Consider the following 16419-nt stretch of genomic DNA (forward strand, 5'->3'; position numbering starts at 1 on the left):
ATTACATCCATTATTGCAATTACAAAAAACATACATGGGGGATCATTTCCTATTGTACCAAAAACCTATTCTTTGTTAAAAACCAGCGAAGCACCCCCCTGCTTTAAAGTGAACTCTTTTTTCGCCGGGTTAAACTCCAACACCACACCGACCTGTTCATTTTTAAACTTGTCTTTTTCGCTCGCCTCCAGGCTGATTACAGGTTGTCCGGTGGCCTGGGCCATTAAGGTTTTATCTTTTTTGGTCAGGGTGATTTTTAAAGGAATCTGTTTACTGCCATACACACCCAGGTACTGGTCCAAATCCTCACTGGAAACTTCAATGGTGGTGAAATTTGGGATCTCAAAAGGTTTTTGGTACACACTGCTTAACAATGTAATCAGTATTTTATTGTTTTCATATGCTGATCCATTTGAAGTTAAGGCCACGGCAATTTTATCCGATGGATAATCGACATAAACGGAAGAAAAACCATCAATTCCGCCGGTATGACCAAAACCGGTTTTATCATAAAACGGAATTTTAAACAAACCCATTCCATAACCGTTCTTTATGGTTTCCATTTGTTCCAGACTTTTTGCCGAAACCAATCGTCCTTCAAATAACGCTTCTGCAAAGCGGGTTAAGTCACTGGGGGTGGATACAACCCCACCGGCACCCAAAGGAATAGACATATCGGTTTCTGTTTCCTTTTTCCAGCTGCCGCTGAAGCTATAGGAATTGCTTTCGTTGTTTTTGAGGTTTATTTTTCCTCCAAAAAACGTGCTTTTCAAACCCAGGGGCTCAATAATTTGTTCTTTCAAAATGGCTGCATAATCCTTTTTATACACCTTTTGCAAAATGAAGGTCAGCAGCACGAAATTCGAGTTGCTGTAGGCCGCTTTGCTCTCAGGTTCAAAATCACTTCCTCCTTTTGCAATCAGCTCTACCAGTTCTTTTTCAGATTTTTTGACGGTATTCCATTGCAGGTAATCTTGATTATCTGTGAAATTATGAATGCCGCTGCGGTGACCAAGCAACTGGGCTACAGTAATTTTATCGCTGTTTTTAACCGCGGGGAAGTAGGTGTTTATGGTTTGCTCCAGCTTCAGTTTACCCGTCTCAACGGCTTTAAACACCAATACCGTTGTAAAGGTTTTTGAAATGGAACCGATCCGGTACTTTGTGTTTTCATTCGCTTTGGTATTGCTTTCTACATCTGCATAACCTATTGCTTTGGTGTAAAGCAATTTACCATCCTGCGAAATGGCCACACTTCCCATAAACTTGTTATGGTCTTCCAGTGCTTTGAAATAGGCATCCAGTTTAGGTTTGTCGACCGTTTGTGCGTAGGAAAAGGACAGGGAAAGGGCAAAGCCGATTGCGGTAAAAATTTTCTTATAGAGGATCATCTTGTTATGGTTTAAAGTCTTTAATGGGAATGGGTAGAAAACGCGGTTTACTTACAGTGAAATTTTTCTTTTAAATATAACAAAATAATTATAAACGAAAATAAATCGGCATTAAAAATCTGACCTGTTCAGCCTCCAAAACATAAGGCCATTATGTTCAATTTTAACTCCTTTTTTTGCCCGCTTACCTGAGCTTTAAAACAAGCCTATTAATTTCCTAAGAGTCGCTCTATAAAAACTATGTTGTCATTGGATTTTAATCAGATGACAACCAGATGAAAACTATATAAATGCCCCTGTTACCACCCTGTTACGACCCTGTTAGCACCCTGTTACCACCTAGTTTTTTTCAAACTACTTTTAGACCATTCTTGGCCCTATTCACCACCCTAAAATGGCAACAATTGAAGGCCATTTTTGGGTCATCTCCGGCGCCAGAAAAAACAGGTTTTGCCTCCTGGTTTCCAAACGTTTTAAAACAAAAAAGCCCCTCTGAAAATTCAGAGGGGCTTTACGATTTTACCGGTTTTAATAAGCTGTGACCTTTACCCAGTCGACCATCATTTTCGCTTTCCTGTCTTTAATCAGTTGCAGCGCTTTTTCTGACAAACCGTAATACGGCTTTTTAAGTCCATTGATTTTAAAAGGATAAATACCCCCTACCGCAAAGTTGAGGATCAGAAACTGTTTATCGGTAAACACCCATTTGCCATAATGCTGGGCCATGGCCTTGGTGACCCGCAGCACTGTTACCCCATCGTATTTAAACACCAGGCTTTCCGGTGTCCACTCCACCCCGTAAACATGCCATTTGCTGGCATCGTTGTTTTTGTTAAAATACAAACGGTTTACAAAAGGGGTTTCGCCAGAGTAATTGGGGCCATGTACGGCCGAACTGACCCAGTCGCCTTCCCCAATAAACTCCATAATATCGGTTTCACCACCCGCTGGCCAGTTTGGATAACCCAGCATCCACCAGGCCGGCCACAGGCCGCTGCCCGCCACCAGCTTAATGCGTGCCTCGGCTTTGCCATAGGTAAAGTCAAATTTATCTTTGGTGATGATTCTGCCCGATATAAAATCAAAGGTCTGTCCGTCAAAAGTTTTAAAACCGGGTACGTACTTTGGGCTCAACACCAGGGCCCCATTGCTGGCCCCTTCTGCGGCAGCACCTTTTACAAAGGAAATCACATTGGTCGAATCGACATAAGCCTGCAGCTCGTCGTTGACATGAAAACCGGTCACCTCGGGTGTCCATTTGCTGCGGTCTAGCCTAGTTCCCGAAAAGTCATCCCAAAAGATCACTTTTCCGCTTTGGCCGGTTTTACCAGCCTTATTTTTTTTACTTTGCGAAAAAGCAGGCAGGGTCAGTAACGCTGCCAGGGTCAGTGCAAAAAATTGTTTGTTATAGCGCATAAATATAATTATCTGTAAACTCGTACGTATTCAACCTCCATGGTCGCACTGGTCACCGCCGGATCTACAGCGCCGCCAAAATTGCCACCCATAGCGACGTTCATGATCAAAAAGAAATTGTTGTTAAAGGGTGTGCTGGCATCATTGGCAAAGGTGTAGAACACATTTCCGTCAACAGCAAACTTCAATTGGGTAGCGGTCCACTCCAGGCTGTACACATGAAAATCTGTAGAGGCCGTAGGCACCATTACCGTACTACCTACCCCGCCGCCGCCATAATGACCAGGATAATGGAGGGTAGAAAATATTTTGTTTTGCTGGTTGCCCACATGTTCCATAATGTCAATTTCGCCGCAGGCAGGCCATGGTGTGGTATCGATGTTACTGCCCAGGGCCCAAAGCGCCGGCCAGGTACCGCCACCTGTAGGAAGTTTAGCCTTAAACTCTACCCTGCCATATTTAAAATTGAACTTACCTTTGGAAAGCAGGCGTGCCGAGGTGTAGTTATAGCCATTGTAGTTTTCCTTTTTCAGCGTAATTTTCAGTTTGCCGTCGGCTATAATTACGTTTTCCGGACGGTTGGTATAGTACTCTACCTCGTTGTTGCCCCAGCCATTGTTATTGCCCAGGTCGTATCCCCATTTACCCGGATCAGGTGCACCGGCCTTGTCAAATTCATCCGACCAGATCAATGACTCACTGGCCGTGACCGTTACATTTGTTTTTTGTATGGCCACTTTACCCTGGGCACTTTTTGCCGTCACCTTTACCGTGTAAGTGCCTGCAACAGGATATTTATAGGTCACCTGTCCGGTTGTGGAAAGCTCGTTGACCCCATTGCCATAATCAAATTCATAAGACACCGCATTTGCAGCCGTTACCGTAAAAGTTACCGTACCGCTGTTGTCGGTGCTCAGCACCGTTTTGATTTCTATATTGGATGGCGCAGCGGGATCGGCAGCTGCACCGTCGTGGTTTTTGCTGCAGCCTGTAAAACACAGCACAAGCACCATCAGCATATATTTTTCTAAATATCTCATTTCCTTATTGCTTTACTTTAAATTTCTGATACCATGCCAGTCCGTCAATACCTATGTTACGCAGGGTAATAGTGGTCGGTGTAATTGCCAGTATTTCGTAGGTATTGCCTCCAGAACCAAAATTGATCAGCCCGTTGCCCGGAACCAGAAACTGTATCCGTGTAGAGTTTGCTGTTGTGGAGGCCGAAGTCGCATTCATAAACGTTAGCCTGCGCGGGGCGGCAATGTCAATGCTGTAGCAATTGTCACCTCCCGATGCGCCATAATAGGCCGTTGCGGCTGCAATAAAGAAAGACTGTCCTTTATTGTTCACGCTCAGGCTGACATTGTTATTGGCATCCTTGCTAAAGGTCATTTCATCATCGTACAGGCACTCTGCACGCTGGTTGGGTTCTGCGCTGTAATAATCGGGTTCAAACGAAGTGGTTGGACCAACCCCAACGTGGCCGGGGGTTTCGCGGGCGCTTACCCAAACCTGCGAACTGCCTTTGGTCAGGTTTTGTAAAATGTCTGCAGGGATTTCAAAAGCCACAAAAACTTTGATTTTTTTTGTGCTGCTCGAGGTCACCCCACCGGTACCTATGGCGCTTGCAATAATGGTATACTCTGCTGTGCCCGGGTTGGCGTATTTGTGCTTTATTTTTCCGGTCGGTACAATTTCTGTGGTCCCGTCGCCATAATCTATTTTATAAGAAACCGCATTTACTGCTTTGACGGTGATGGTCACATTCCCGCTCCCGCCACCATTGGGGTTGCCGGCATCCACACCTTCAATTTCTGTGCTCAGGTTTACATCTGTCGGGGTCACGATGGCGCCTAAGGAATACTCCTTCTTTTTACAACTTACCACCGCGATCACAGCGACCAGACAGGCCGCTGTCCATATTTTTAGAGTCATTTTCATGGTCATTCCGTTAATTAAGTGTTATGTCATCAAAATAAATGGTGTAATTGGCAGAACCATCGCCTTTGGTACCATTGTCAAGGATCAGGACTATTTTCTGATAGCTTTTGGCGGTATTGATCCCGCTGTAGTCAAAGGTCAGTTCTTCCCATGCATTTGCTTGTGTGGTGGCCACTTCTTTTTCGTAGCTGATGCTGCCATCGGTCAGGTTTTCGACCTTTAACAGGATCTTCGCTCCTGCCCTTGGTGACCAGACCTTCATTTTAAAGGTTTTTTTGGTTGAAAAATCGATCGGGTTGTCCAGGGCAAGGAAACCTCCGCCCCAGGGCTGTCCATCTTTTTTAATCATTTTACCCACTTTTGCACTGGTGTTGATGCCACCTGAATTAGGATTTGCAATAACACTCAGATCGCCGCCGTCAAAACTCACAAAGGCGTAGTTCAAATCGGCCGACTCGAAGTTAAGGGGCAAACCTAAAACCATAGATGCTGGTGTAGGGATTTGCAGATCGTCCATATAAAACACCTTACCGCTGCCATTTACTCCAAAGTCAAAGAAAGCAGAGGCTTTATCGTAAACCACAGCCGGATCAAGGGCCGGCGTACCTGCAGAATTGCGGGTAAAGTCAAAGCTTAGTGTTTCCCATTGATTGGCCTTGGTGGTCAGCACATCGGTTTCCACCGATTTGGTGCCATCACTATGGTTTTCGAGTTTGAGTTTAATGGTCAGGCCCGCGGCTGGTGAATAGACCCGCATGGTCATTTTTGAATTGCTCGCCGATACCGGGATTTTAGTCGCAAAACCCGCCGCTGTACCTAAGGTTGTTCCGGCCCAAACTTCGGCACCGCCACTTTTAACCACCTTAAGGACTTTATTGGCCGCATTTACCGGGTCGGCACTGACCGAAGAGTTATTACCCCCAAAATCGCTGGTGGTATAATCAAAATTCGGGTCATCAAATCCAAGCGGCAAATCAATTTGCTTGCCCACTTTTACCGTTTGGGTGACCTGGGTGCTGGCTGCACCACCGCTTAATGCCACAATCCGTATGGTATAAGTCCCTGCCGCCTTGTAGGTATGTGATGCGGGCTGCCCCTGAATAAAGGTGTCAAAAGGTTCGGGATTTGTAGTGCTTTCATCACCATAATACACATGGTACATGGTCTCAAAATCGGCTGTCGCATCGACAGTAACATTTAAACCTTTTATCGCAATAACAGGTTTAAGATTTTCCGGTGCCCGGAACGAGACGGTAAGTTCCTGTTTAAACTCAACCGTTTTGCCGCCAATGCTGTGACCGACCAGTTTGACGGTGTATTTTCCTTCAGCGTATTTATGGTCTACCGTTTTACCGGCGCCCACCTTCACAAAGGTTCCCCCACCGTCTCCAAAGTAAACGTCATAACTGGTTACCCCTTCACCGCTGGGTATAATGGTCACCAGGCCTGTATTGTCTTGTGTGATGTTGAACAATACCCCCAGCTTGCCCGGGGCAGCAGCCTGATCAACAAAGGAGGTATCGTTATACTCCTTTTTACAGCTGATGGCGCTGGCAAGCAGTAAGGTTGCTGCTAAATAATATTTTATTGCCTTCATAATCATAAATAATAAGGGTTAATAGCCTGCATTTTGCGTAAGGCCGGAAATGGTTACCTCCTGCTGCGGAATAGGAAACAGTTCATGCTTGCCGGCTTGAAATCCGGCTAGCTTAGCCGCGGCCTGTCCGGTCCGGACCAGGTCAAAAAAACGGTCCCCGTCCATAGCCAGTTCCAATCGGCGTTCATCCCAAATGGCCTGCTTTAAAGCCGTACCCGATGCAGTTACATCGTGATTGGTGTCTTTAAATGCACGGCGGCGCACCTGGTTCAGGTAGCCAAGGGCTTTACCGTCATCACCACCGCCACGGTTAAGGGCTTCGGCCGCCATGAGCAAAACTTCTGAATAACGCATAATGCGAAAATTGTTCAGGTAGTTCAGCTCAATTTGTCCTGAGCTTTCACCCTTACGAGGCAAATATTTACCATTGTACAGTCCTGTATTTTTGTAGGGTGCCACTTTATAGGTGATCGCATACTCCGGATGGGCGTTTTTATAAGCTTCAATATCAAATGCGGTGATGTCTTTGCGCTGGTCACCGGCCGAGTAGGCACTGGCCAGGTTTTGTGTAGGCAAATTGGTGCTCCAGCCGGCTGCAAAAGGCATAGCCGCGCTTCCGCTGATGCCCCTGATGCCATTTTGCTGTACGGAATAGTTGCCCTGTCCGCGTGTTGCTCCACCCCAGTTGTAATAAGGCGAACCGTTGGTGTACTGGATTTCAAAAACCGATTCCGGTCCATTTTCTCCTGCTGCCAGGTAAATAGAGGCATAGTCATTAACCAGCGTAAACGCATTTGCGGTAATAATGGGCTCCAGCACAGTGCTGGCCTGGGTAAATTTACCTTCGTATAAATACACTTTTCCAAGCAAGCCCTGGGCTGCATATTTGGTAATGCGGCCCTTTTGTGCCTGCACGGTTGGTAAAGCGGCAATGGCTGCGTTCAGGTCTTGTTCTATTTGCGCATATACCTGTGCCTTTGGCGAACGTTGAAGACTTCTTGAATCGGTAAGGTTAAGGCGTTTATCCACAAAGAAAGGTACATCGCCCCACATTTTGACCAGCGTAAAATAATAATAGGCCCGCAGGAAATAAACTTCGCCATACAAGGCATCCTTGCCATTGAAATTTACCGCCTGGCCGGCAGGGTTTTTATCTTTATACTGGAACAGGTAATTGGCCCGGTTAACCCCTTCGTAAGACACTTTCCACAAATCTTCCAGTGTTGAATTTACAGCGGTCAATGTAAAATCGTCAATTTGCTGTAGGGGCACAACGTCGGAGGCACTTTCGCCACCGGCCACGGAATTGTCAGAAGCGATATCGCCAATGACGGTCACCTGGTTCAGCCATTGCAAGGGTGTATAGGCGCTGATGACCATGGTACGGTAATCGTCCTCGGACTTCAGGTAATCCTGATCGGTCACCACAAAATCTTCATGGGGATTATAATCAACAAATTTTTTGCAGGAACCAAGCAGGGTCATCACCACAACCATACCCAGCGTTTTTATGTATATCTGTTTCATTTTTTTACGATTAAAAGCCATTATAAATTAAAATCAATTCCTAATGCGTAAATGCGGGCCTGCGGATAGGCGCCACGGTCTACCCCGTTCTCCAGCAGGTTGCCATTGCCCGATATTTCAGGATCGTAACCAGAGTATTTGGTAAAGACAAACGCATTTTTCACCTGCGCATAAACACGCATTGACCTGAATACATTTTTCAGCATTGATTTTGGAAAGGTATAGCCCAGCTGCAGGTTTTTTATTTTCACAAAAGAACCGTCTTCTACATACCTGTCGGACACACGGATGTTGCTGTTGGGATCGGTAAATATGTAACGTGGGTTACGGGCATCATTGGTGCTGCCTTCGCCGGTCCATCTGCCCAGTACAGCGCGGTACTTGTTGGAGAAGTTGGCATTACGTTCATAGGCACGGTAAATATCATTGCCTATAGAGGCATAGGTCAAGGCACTAAAGTCGAACCCTTTGTACGACATGCTCAGGTTCCAGCCCAAAGTGACACTTGGAAAGGGGTCTCCTATTTTAACCCGGTCGTTATCGTTGATTACTCCATCGCCATTGGTATCTACATAACGGATATCGCCCGGCTGTGCGCCCGGTTGTTTCGGGGCTGCTGCAATTTCGGCTGCATTCTGGAACAGACCATTGGTTTTATACCCGTAAAAATAAGCCGGGGTATAGCCTTTTTCAAATACGGTGACCGTTTGGGATTGTCCGTTAAAATAGCTTCCGCCCAAAATACGTGCGGTCCCGTCGGTATTGGTTTCGGTGACCTTATTTTTCATGGTGGTCACATTGAACATGTTGTTGATGGAAAACTCACCAACTTTTTCACGATAAGTGACCGTGATGTCCACACCGCTGCTTTTTGTGGAACCTATGTTGGCAGTAGGCACCTGCGCTGTTCCAAGGTATAAGGATACCGATGGGGTAAACAATAAACCATCTACTTTTTTCTGGTAATAATCGGCCGAGATGGATACCTTGTTTTTCAGTAAGGTCAAGTCAAAGCCCACATTAAGCTGTTTTTGTTTTTCCCAGGCCAGGTTATCGTTACGTGAGCTTGCAACTGTAGAGCCCGGATAAAAGATATTACCAAAATTATAACCATTGCTGTTGGCAGTCGGGCCATAATCAGGGCCGCCTGTTGCGATTTTAACATACTGTGGGGTAGTATTTTCATTTCCGGTCACCCCATAACTACCGCGGACTTTTAAATAATCAATAAAGGCTGGTTTAAAAAACTCTTCACCGGTCACCACCCAGCCCAATGAACCGGCATAGAAGTTACCAAACTTGTTGTTCACACCGAAAGCATAAGAGCCGTCGCGGCGCGCAGAAAATGAGGCCAGGTAACGGTCTTTATAATCGTAGTTTACCCGTCCAAAGTACGACAGGTTTCTTCTGAAATACTGGTAATAACCACCGGTTTGGGCATTGGGGTTATCGGCACTGTTGGTTCCGGTTGCTGCAGAATAATCGGCAAATTCCCAGGAATTGAAAGGCACATCCTGCCGGCCTACATTCATACTATTGCCCGTCGTTTTAGCCATTGAAAAACCCAGTACGGTTTCAAAATGATGGTCCTGAGCTACCGAGAAATTGTAATTTCCAAAGTTTTCCCAGGTATAGTTAAAATTGCTGTTTTTGGTTTGGGCCACATTGTTGTGCCGTCCGGTAACCGGGTTACCCGCAGCGTCCAGGCCGTTCTCTACGTTTTGTGGCCCCCAGAAAATCAGTGGCGTAAAGGTTTTTGATTTGTCATCGTATTTGGTGTATCCGAAACGGCTGTTCAGCTTTAAGCCTTTGATCACCTGGTACTGCAGTTCAAATTTTCCATAGATTTTACTGCCGGTATTGGTATTATAGGTATTGTCCAGCTTGGTCAGCGGATTAAAGATCTCCGACAGCAACAAGTCGCTATAACCGTATTTGCTCACCACACTTTTATCATTGTTGTATACCGGTACGGTAGGGTCAAAGTTCAGGGCACTGCCAATAATGCTATTAAAGGAATTTTCCTGTACGCCTTTATTGTTTAGCAGGACACCGGTGGTATTTAAAATAAATTTCAGTTTTGACGTAAAATCAAAAGTTAAATTGGCCGTAAAAGTTCCGCGGTTAAAATGCGATTTATCGTAACCACCTACAATCCCTCCCTGGCTCAGGTAACCTGCCGAAAGGAAATAGGTCATTTTTTCGCTGCCGCCACGGGCCGATATGTTCTGTGATTGCAATGGTGCGGTATGGAAAATTTCCTTTTGCCAGTCTGTACCTTTTCCCAAAATGGAAAGATCCGGAAAAATAATGTTGCCCCCTGCGGCCACGCTGCCTTCATTCACAATGGCACCGTATTCAGCGGCATTGAGGACACCGATCCGGCGGGATACATCCTGCAGGCCAAAATTGCTGTTGAAAGAAAATTCTGTTTTTTGGTTCCTGCTCCCTGCTTTGGTGGTAACCACAATGACACCGTTTCCGCCTTTAAGACCATAAATGGCTGTGGTGGCCGCATCTTTCAATACATTGATGGATTCGATATCTGAAGGGTTAATGGAATTCAGGTCGTCGAGGGTTTGGATGGAGCCATCGACCACTACAGTTGGGTCATTACCTGAAAAGGATGGGATACCCCTAACCAAAACCGATGGCTTTGCACCAGGCGAACCAGGCTGGATCACCGTTACGCCAGATACCTGGCCTTGCAAGGCTTCCTCGGTACGCACCGCATTCAGTTTTTTAATATCGGCACTTTTAATCACCGAAATCGCACCTGAAATGTTGGTGACCTTTTGTGTACCATAACCAACCACCACCACTTCGTTCAGTACTTTTAAGTCGTCACTAAGCACAAAATTCTGGACACCAGCCCCGGTTACCGTTCTTTCGACCGTTTCCATACCAATGTAGGAAACGACCAAAACACCACCCGCGGGTGGAAGGTTAAGGGTATAATTTCCGTTTACGTCTGTCATGGTGCCCGAGGATGCACCTTTAACGACAATAGAGGCGCCCGGAATGCCTTGTCCGTCGGACTTTTGGGTCACTTTACCTGTTAAGCGGAGGCTTTGGGCATAGGCCGCGTTAACAAAACAAAATAGCAAAGTGATACCCGCAAGAAGCTTGAGTTTGAATTGCATGGGTTTAGTATTAGTTTATAATTTGGTTTAAAAAAAGCGCAGGAAGCGCCCGTTCATAAGCTCAAAAGTAGCTTTACAGAATCGGATTCAGCAAATTTACCACTACATCACTACCACACAAGGCTGAAAAAAGTCATAAAAATAACGATATTGGCTATACCATTATAAACCGAATAAATGACATTTTCTACCCGGCATAAACAGCTGTTTTTTAGATTTTTACTTTTTTCAATGCTTGCCCTGGCAAGCCCTGATGCCTTTTCGCAGGCCTACATCGCCCAGCGAAAAACAGTCAATTATCAAAAAGAACAGTACAACGCGGGTACCCAAAACTGGAAAATACGACAGGATGCGCAGGGCCGGATGTTTTTTGCCAATAACGAAGGGGTGCTGACTTTTGACGGGGCGGCCTGGCAATTGTTTCCTTTGCCCAACCGCACCATTGTGCGTTCCATTGAATTTGGCAGGGACCATAAACTCTATGTGGGTGGGCAGGATGAGATCGGTTATTTTTCGCCGTGTAAAAACGGGGCACTGGTGTTCACTTCCCTCAAAGAACTGATCCCCGCCGCAGACCGGGTATTTTCGGACCTATGGGATATTGTAGCCTATGGAGATGATGTATTTTTCAGGTCCAACAACAAACTTTTCAAATACAGTAAAGGTAAAATAACAGTTTACTACAGCCGTTCCTGGTTATTTATGGGCACCGCTGGAAATAAACTGCTTGCCCACGATGAACAAAAAGGCCTGCTGGAATATGTAAACCAGCGCTGGCAACCCTTTATTGCCGCAAAGGACCTTCCTGCGGGCTGTTACATAACTTCTATATCGCCCTACCACGATGCCCTGAGCCTGGTGACCACTGCCCGCAGCGGCATTTTTTTACTCAGCGGCAAAACTTTACAGCATTTTAACCTCCGGGGTTTTGACATTGATAATGGACAGCATTTTTCGGCAGCCATCGCACTCAACGACGGAAGCTTTTTACTGAGCACCTATCAGAACGGCATTTACCAGGTAGACCGCAGCGGCCTGGTTATGGAAAACATTGCCAAAAAGGAAGGCCTGCAAAATATTTTTGTACGCAGTATGTACACCGATGCCAGCCACAATGTTTGGCTCGGACTGGACAATGGCATCGACTATATTGCCTATAACAATGCGGTGAAGCACATTAGCCCGGCCATATTTAAAGACGGAGGCGGTTATGCCGCAGCACTTTACCAGAACAGGCTGTATTTCGCCTTGTCCAATGGCATTTACCAGGTACCCGTTACAGACTTGGCCGATTTGAGCCATTTAAAAAACAATTTCAAAACCGTGGCCGGAGGGCAAACCTGGAACATTGCCCAGGTTAACGGACATTTACTTGCCGGACGGGATGACGGCATGTTCGAGGTTGGGGAAAACAAAATATCACCGCTTTACAACGCAACCGGGTTTTGGATTTTTAAACCAATGGACACCGGTAACGGCAAAAGTTTTATTGCCGCAGGCAATTACTATGGGGTACGCCTGTTTGAAGATATGGGTGCCACATTAACCGACAAAGGCAACATAGGCAAATATTATGAGTCGGCCCGTTTTTTACAGGTCGACGCCTCGGGCATCATCTGGACATCACATCCTTACCGGGGCATTTACCGGATTACCCCGGGATCCGGTGCCCTGAAAAATTACACCAAAGACCAGGGGCTTCCCTCCACCCTCAATAATTTTGTGTTTAAAGTAAAAGGCCAGGTGGTGATCGCAACCGAGAAAGGCATTTATGAATACGACAAAACAAATGACCGCTTTACACCATCACCGGCCTTTAAGAAAATATTCGGTACACGTGGGATCAGGTATTTACAGGAAGATGCTTCCGGCCACATCTGGTTTGTAGAAGGTAAAAGTCTGGGGGTTGTCGATTATTCTTCAACACCGGTGATCATTAACTTTCCGGAGCTGTATAACCGCATATTAAGTGGTTTTGAAAACGTATATCCCATTAACCCCGAAAATATATTTGTAGGAAGTGAAAATGGTTTTTACCACATCAACTACACCAAATACAAGCAAAACATCAGGCCTTTAGAGGTATACATTCGCAGCGTAAGGTCTGGCTCGGGTACCGATAGTGTGTTGTTTGGCGGATACAGCACGGCCATGCAGCCCAATGGTCAGCTCCGGATCGCTGCCCTGCCCAATTTCGCACATGCCTTTAATTCACTGCGCTTTGCGTATTCTTCACCGGTTTTTGAAGAGCAGTCCAATGTGGAGTACAGCTATATGCTGGAAGGTTTCGACAAGGGCTGGTCAGACTGGTCAAAAAAAACAGACAAAGATTACACCAACCTGCCCGCGGGTCATTACAGCTTTAAGGTCAAGGCCCGAAACCACAACAATAACGAATCGGCGGTGGCCAGCTATGCCTTTTACATGAACCCGCCCTGGTATCAAACCATTTGGGCCTACGCGGTTTATGTATTGGTCATTGCGGCTATACTTTACCTGATTTACCAAAAGCAGGAACAGCGGCATTTGTTGAAACAGAAAAAAGAGCTGAAACGGCAGCAGAAAAAAAATGAAGAACAACAACGACAGCTGGCTTACCTGCACCAGCTGGAACTGGAGCGATCTGAAAAAGAACTCGCCAACCTGAAAAATGAAAAGCTCCAGGCAGAACTGGAATTTCAGACCTCGGAACTTGCCTCATCGGCTTTAAATCTGGTGCAGCAAAAAGAGTTTCTGGCCAAAGTAAAAGACGAACTGCAACATTTGCAGCGGTCGGGTAAAGAAGCGGTGGAAGTGTCTGAAATTAAAAAAATACAGCGCATGCTGACCGGAGAAGACAAACTGAACGAGCAATGGCAGCAGTTTTTTATCCACTTTGATAAAGTGCATGCAGGCTTTTTGTCGCTGGTTAAAGAACGCTATCCGACCATTAACCAGCAGGAGCTAAAACTCTGTGCCTACCTGATCATGAACCTGTCGAGCAAGGAAATCGCCCAATTGATGGCCATATCGGTGCGGGGTGTAGAGATCAGCCGCTACCGTTTACGTAAAAAACTGCAGATCCCTACTGAAATGAATTTGTTTGAATTTCTGTTTAAAATACAGCAGGAGTTAATGAAATAATACGTTTATCCTTTTTTTGATGAGTGCCGGCGTTTAAACTAAATCCGGATTTGCGCTTCTATTGTTGCGGTTTTTAAGGTTTCTTTTCGCCTTGAACCCCAAAGCTATATTCATCAAATTGTCATTCCGATTTTTTTTCACAAAAAGGGATAGGACTTTCACAAGAAAGCGTTGTCTTAACATTAAATCAATTTCACAATTGACGGCATCCTACCTATAACCTACATTTTAAATTTAAAACAACTGAAAATGGACTTATTCCCGGTAGCCCAACCTTTTGTGTATTTCTATAAAAAAAATCTAACCTGTTCAAAAGAACTGAGTTTTACACATCAAATTTCCTGGCCCACCACTTTTAATGGAATAAAGTCAAAAATCAGTTAAGGCTGAATATTTTTTAATTCCATTATAAATTATGCTTACAAACGAGAAATCGGCAACCAAAAAATTCCTTTATTTAACCGGGTACCAGTGGGTATGGGTATTGTATTTTGCTGTTGCCACTTACTGCTGGCAGTACAAATACTTCAGGCAAATTGACAACAATTTTATCATATTTAGACAGGTTTACTACCATTTAAGAGCAGGCTTAAATTTATACTCCCTTTATCCGGCGGAGTATTACGACCAGAACCACTATGGCCCTATATTTTCTATGTTTATTGCCCCTTTTGCCATTTTACCAAAAAGCATCGGCTTTTATTTATGGCAAATTGCAAATGCGGCTGCTTTTCTGATTGCGGTAAATATGCTGCCCTTGACCAACCGGATCAAAACCCTGGTTCTTTTATTTTGTGTTATTGAATTTTCAAACACCTCGCATTACTTGCAAAGCAATGCCATTATTGCCGCTTTTATGATCTCGAGCTTTGTACTGGTCAAAAAGGGTAAAGACGAATGGGCAACGGCCTTGATTGTACTGGGTACCTTTATCAAATTGTATCCCGTTATTGGTTTTGCATTTTTCCTTTTCTCCAAAAACAAACTTAGGTTTATCCTCAGCACGGTGATTTGGTCTGTGGTGTTTTTCCTGTTGCCCATGACCATTTCCAGCCCCGGCTATGTTGTTCAATGTTACCACGACTGGTTTACGCAATTGACCCTAAAAAACTCCATGAATGTAACCCTTGGCGGGACCATTGACTGGTGCGTAATGGGCGTGGCCAGACGTTTGGCGGGTGATCCAACGATTCCAAATTTGCCTTTTTTAATTGCTGGTGCAGCTATTTTTGCCATTCCTTTGTTAAGGTTTAAGCAATTTGCTTCTTCGAAATTTTGTCTGCAGGTTTTGGCCTCCGCGCTGCTGGTTGCGGTCATTTTCAGCACAGGGGCCGAACACCCCACCTTTATTATTGCCACTGCCGGTGCGGTGATTTACATCATGATGCAGGATAAACCTTTTACTCCCTTTAACATCACCATGCTGGTGTTGCTGATGGTGGTCACCGGACTGGGGCCAAGTGATGCTTTTCCTAAATTTTTGCGCGACTGGATAGAGTATTATGCAGTAAAAGCCTGGCCATGCATTATCATATGGGCTAAAATTGCTTACGAGCTGATCTTTAAAAATTTCATTGTAGAAAATACGACTTTAAAACTCAGGGATACGGTAAGGGAGGAATCTTTATGGGCTAAGTCAGGTTGATTTTTTATTCCTTAAAATGTATCAGGTCCTACTTTACCTCCACACAGATAGATGAGTCTTTTCATGGCCTTGGTAAACCGGATTTGTAAGTCTTTATTAAAGGAGTTTTGGAAATTCATTTTGGCATATGGTCGATCATTTACTTTGGTTGATTCTGAGTCTGGAATTATATTGCTACCTGATACATTTGAGGAAAAACCCTGGACTGAAACTAGTCTACTGCCAAATTTCCCATCAACCGCATAGATTTCCATACCAACATTTTTCTCGGACTCTTTCCAGACAATGTTAGCCGTATTCAAATGATCAATATAATTTCCAACTGCAATAACCTCTAATAAGTAAAGGTTACCTTTTGACGTTTGCCGCTCATCAAGTATCTTTATATAGACAATATTTAGTGTGCGCTGATCAGGATTCCAATCAACTTTTTTGATGTCAGCGCCATAAGCGAGAAGTTGTGTTTTCATCCACTCAATGGTTTCATTAAGCGTTGGTCCGGTTGTTTGTGCTTTTAGCGTAAACGGAAAATAAAACAACACCATCAGTAAAATTATTTTTTTCATCGCTGTTTTATGGTTTTAATTCCATTAATTTTAATCTTGTACTAATGAAAATTTAGTTTTTCGGGTA

General features: G+C 44.9%; 10 protein-coding genes. 2 read left to right on the plus strand and 8 right to left on the minus strand.

The genetic code is table 11. From position 1 onward, the window contains the following. Positions 1-65: 65 nt before the first annotated feature. From B0O44_RS14050 to B0O44_RS14085, 7 genes are all read right to left on the minus strand, one after another. Positions 66-1391: a serine hydrolase domain-containing protein gene (locus tag B0O44_RS14050; RefSeq protein ID WP_110831606.1), complete on the minus strand. Its 1326-nt coding sequence runs from the start codon at positions 1389-1391 to the stop codon at positions 66-68. Between the two features lie 528 nt (positions 1392-1919). Continuing rightward, entirely contained in the window at positions 1920-2807 is an 888-nt protein-coding gene (locus B0O44_RS14060; protein WP_110831611.1) for a glycoside hydrolase family 16 protein, read from the minus strand. Positions 2808-2815: 8 nt separating this feature from the next. Continuing rightward, complete coding sequence (locus B0O44_RS14065; protein ID WP_110831613.1) at positions 2816-3847, minus strand: family 16 glycosylhydrolase; 1032 nt, start codon at positions 3845-3847, stop codon at positions 2816-2818. Positions 3848-3851: 4 nt separating this feature from the next. Continuing rightward, complete coding sequence (locus tag B0O44_RS14070; RefSeq protein WP_146229841.1) at positions 3852-4751, minus strand: PKD domain-containing protein; 900 nt, start codon at positions 4749-4751, stop codon at positions 3852-3854. Between the two features lie 10 nt (positions 4752-4761). Next, the gene (locus tag B0O44_RS14075) at positions 4762-6348 is read right to left on the minus strand and encodes a PKD domain-containing protein (protein WP_110831617.1); all 1587 of its coding nucleotides are present in this window, start codon (positions 6346-6348) and stop codon (positions 4762-4764) included. Between the two features lie 18 nt (positions 6349-6366). Continuing rightward, a complete protein-coding gene (locus tag B0O44_RS14080; protein WP_110831978.1) occupies positions 6367-7875 on the minus strand; it encodes a RagB/SusD family nutrient uptake outer membrane protein in 1509 nt (502 codons plus the stop codon). Between the two features lie 20 nt (positions 7876-7895). Beyond that, complete coding sequence (locus B0O44_RS14085) at positions 7896-11018, minus strand: SusC/RagA family TonB-linked outer membrane protein (protein WP_110831620.1); 3123 nt, start codon at positions 11016-11018, stop codon at positions 7896-7898. A gap of 177 nt (positions 11019-11195) precedes the next feature. Here B0O44_RS14085 and B0O44_RS14090 point away from each other — a divergent pair, with 177 nt between their 5' ends. Both B0O44_RS14090 and B0O44_RS14095 read left to right on the plus strand, forming a co-directional pair. Then, the gene (locus B0O44_RS14090) at positions 11196-14141 is read left to right on the plus strand and encodes a ligand-binding sensor domain-containing protein (RefSeq protein WP_110831622.1); all 2946 of its coding nucleotides are present in this window, start codon (positions 11196-11198) and stop codon (positions 14139-14141) included. A gap of 415 nt (positions 14142-14556) precedes the next feature. Continuing rightward, positions 14557-15786 (plus strand): glycosyltransferase family 87 protein, encoded by a 1230-nt coding sequence (locus tag B0O44_RS14095; RefSeq protein ID WP_110831624.1) that lies wholly within the window; start codon positions 14557-14559, stop codon positions 15784-15786. 11 nt (positions 15787-15797) lie between these two features. On the opposite strand, the gene B0O44_RS14100 is transcribed toward B0O44_RS14095, so the two are convergent. After that, entirely contained in the window at positions 15798-16352 is a 555-nt protein-coding gene (locus tag B0O44_RS14100; protein WP_110831626.1) for a hypothetical protein, read from the minus strand. Positions 16353-16419 lie beyond the last annotated feature (67 nt).

The sequence above is a fragment of the Pedobacter nutrimenti genome (genome assembly GCF_003208655.1).
GTDB classification, from domain to species: domain Bacteria; phylum Bacteroidota; class Bacteroidia; order Sphingobacteriales; family Sphingobacteriaceae; genus Pedobacter; species Pedobacter nutrimenti.

What these genes read in the sequence shown, in the direction of transcription:
- B0O44_RS14050 (WP_110831606.1), bottom strand. Translation starts at nt 1,391, where the DNA reads ATGATCCTCTATAAGAAAATTTTTACCGCAATCGGCTTTGCCCTTTCC.
- B0O44_RS14060 (WP_110831611.1), bottom strand. Translation starts at nt 2,807, where the DNA reads ATGCGCTATAACAAACAATTTTTTGCACTGACCCTGGCAGCGTTACTG.
- B0O44_RS14065 (WP_110831613.1), bottom strand. Translation starts at nt 3,847, where the DNA reads ATGAGATATTTAGAAAAATATATGCTGATGGTGCTTGTGCTGTGTTTT.
- B0O44_RS14070 (WP_146229841.1), bottom strand. Translation starts at nt 4,751, where the DNA reads ATGAAAATGACTCTAAAAATATGGACAGCGGCCTGTCTGGTCGCTGTG.
- B0O44_RS14075 (WP_110831617.1), bottom strand. Translation starts at nt 6,348, where the DNA reads ATGAAGGCAATAAAATATTATTTAGCAGCAACCTTACTGCTTGCCAGC.
- B0O44_RS14080 (WP_110831978.1), bottom strand. Translation starts at nt 7,875, where the DNA reads ATGAAACAGATATACATAAAAACGCTGGGTATGGTTGTGGTGATGACC.
- B0O44_RS14085 (WP_110831620.1), bottom strand. Translation starts at nt 11,018, where the DNA reads ATGCAATTCAAACTCAAGCTTCTTGCGGGTATCACTTTGCTATTTTGT.
- B0O44_RS14090 (WP_110831622.1), top strand. Translation starts at nt 11,196, where the DNA reads ATGACATTTTCTACCCGGCATAAACAGCTGTTTTTTAGATTTTTACTT.
- B0O44_RS14095 (WP_110831624.1), top strand. Translation starts at nt 14,557, where the DNA reads ATGCTTACAAACGAGAAATCGGCAACCAAAAAATTCCTTTATTTAACC.
- B0O44_RS14100 (WP_110831626.1), bottom strand. Translation starts at nt 16,352, where the DNA reads ATGAAAAAAATAATTTTACTGATGGTGTTGTTTTATTTTCCGTTTACG.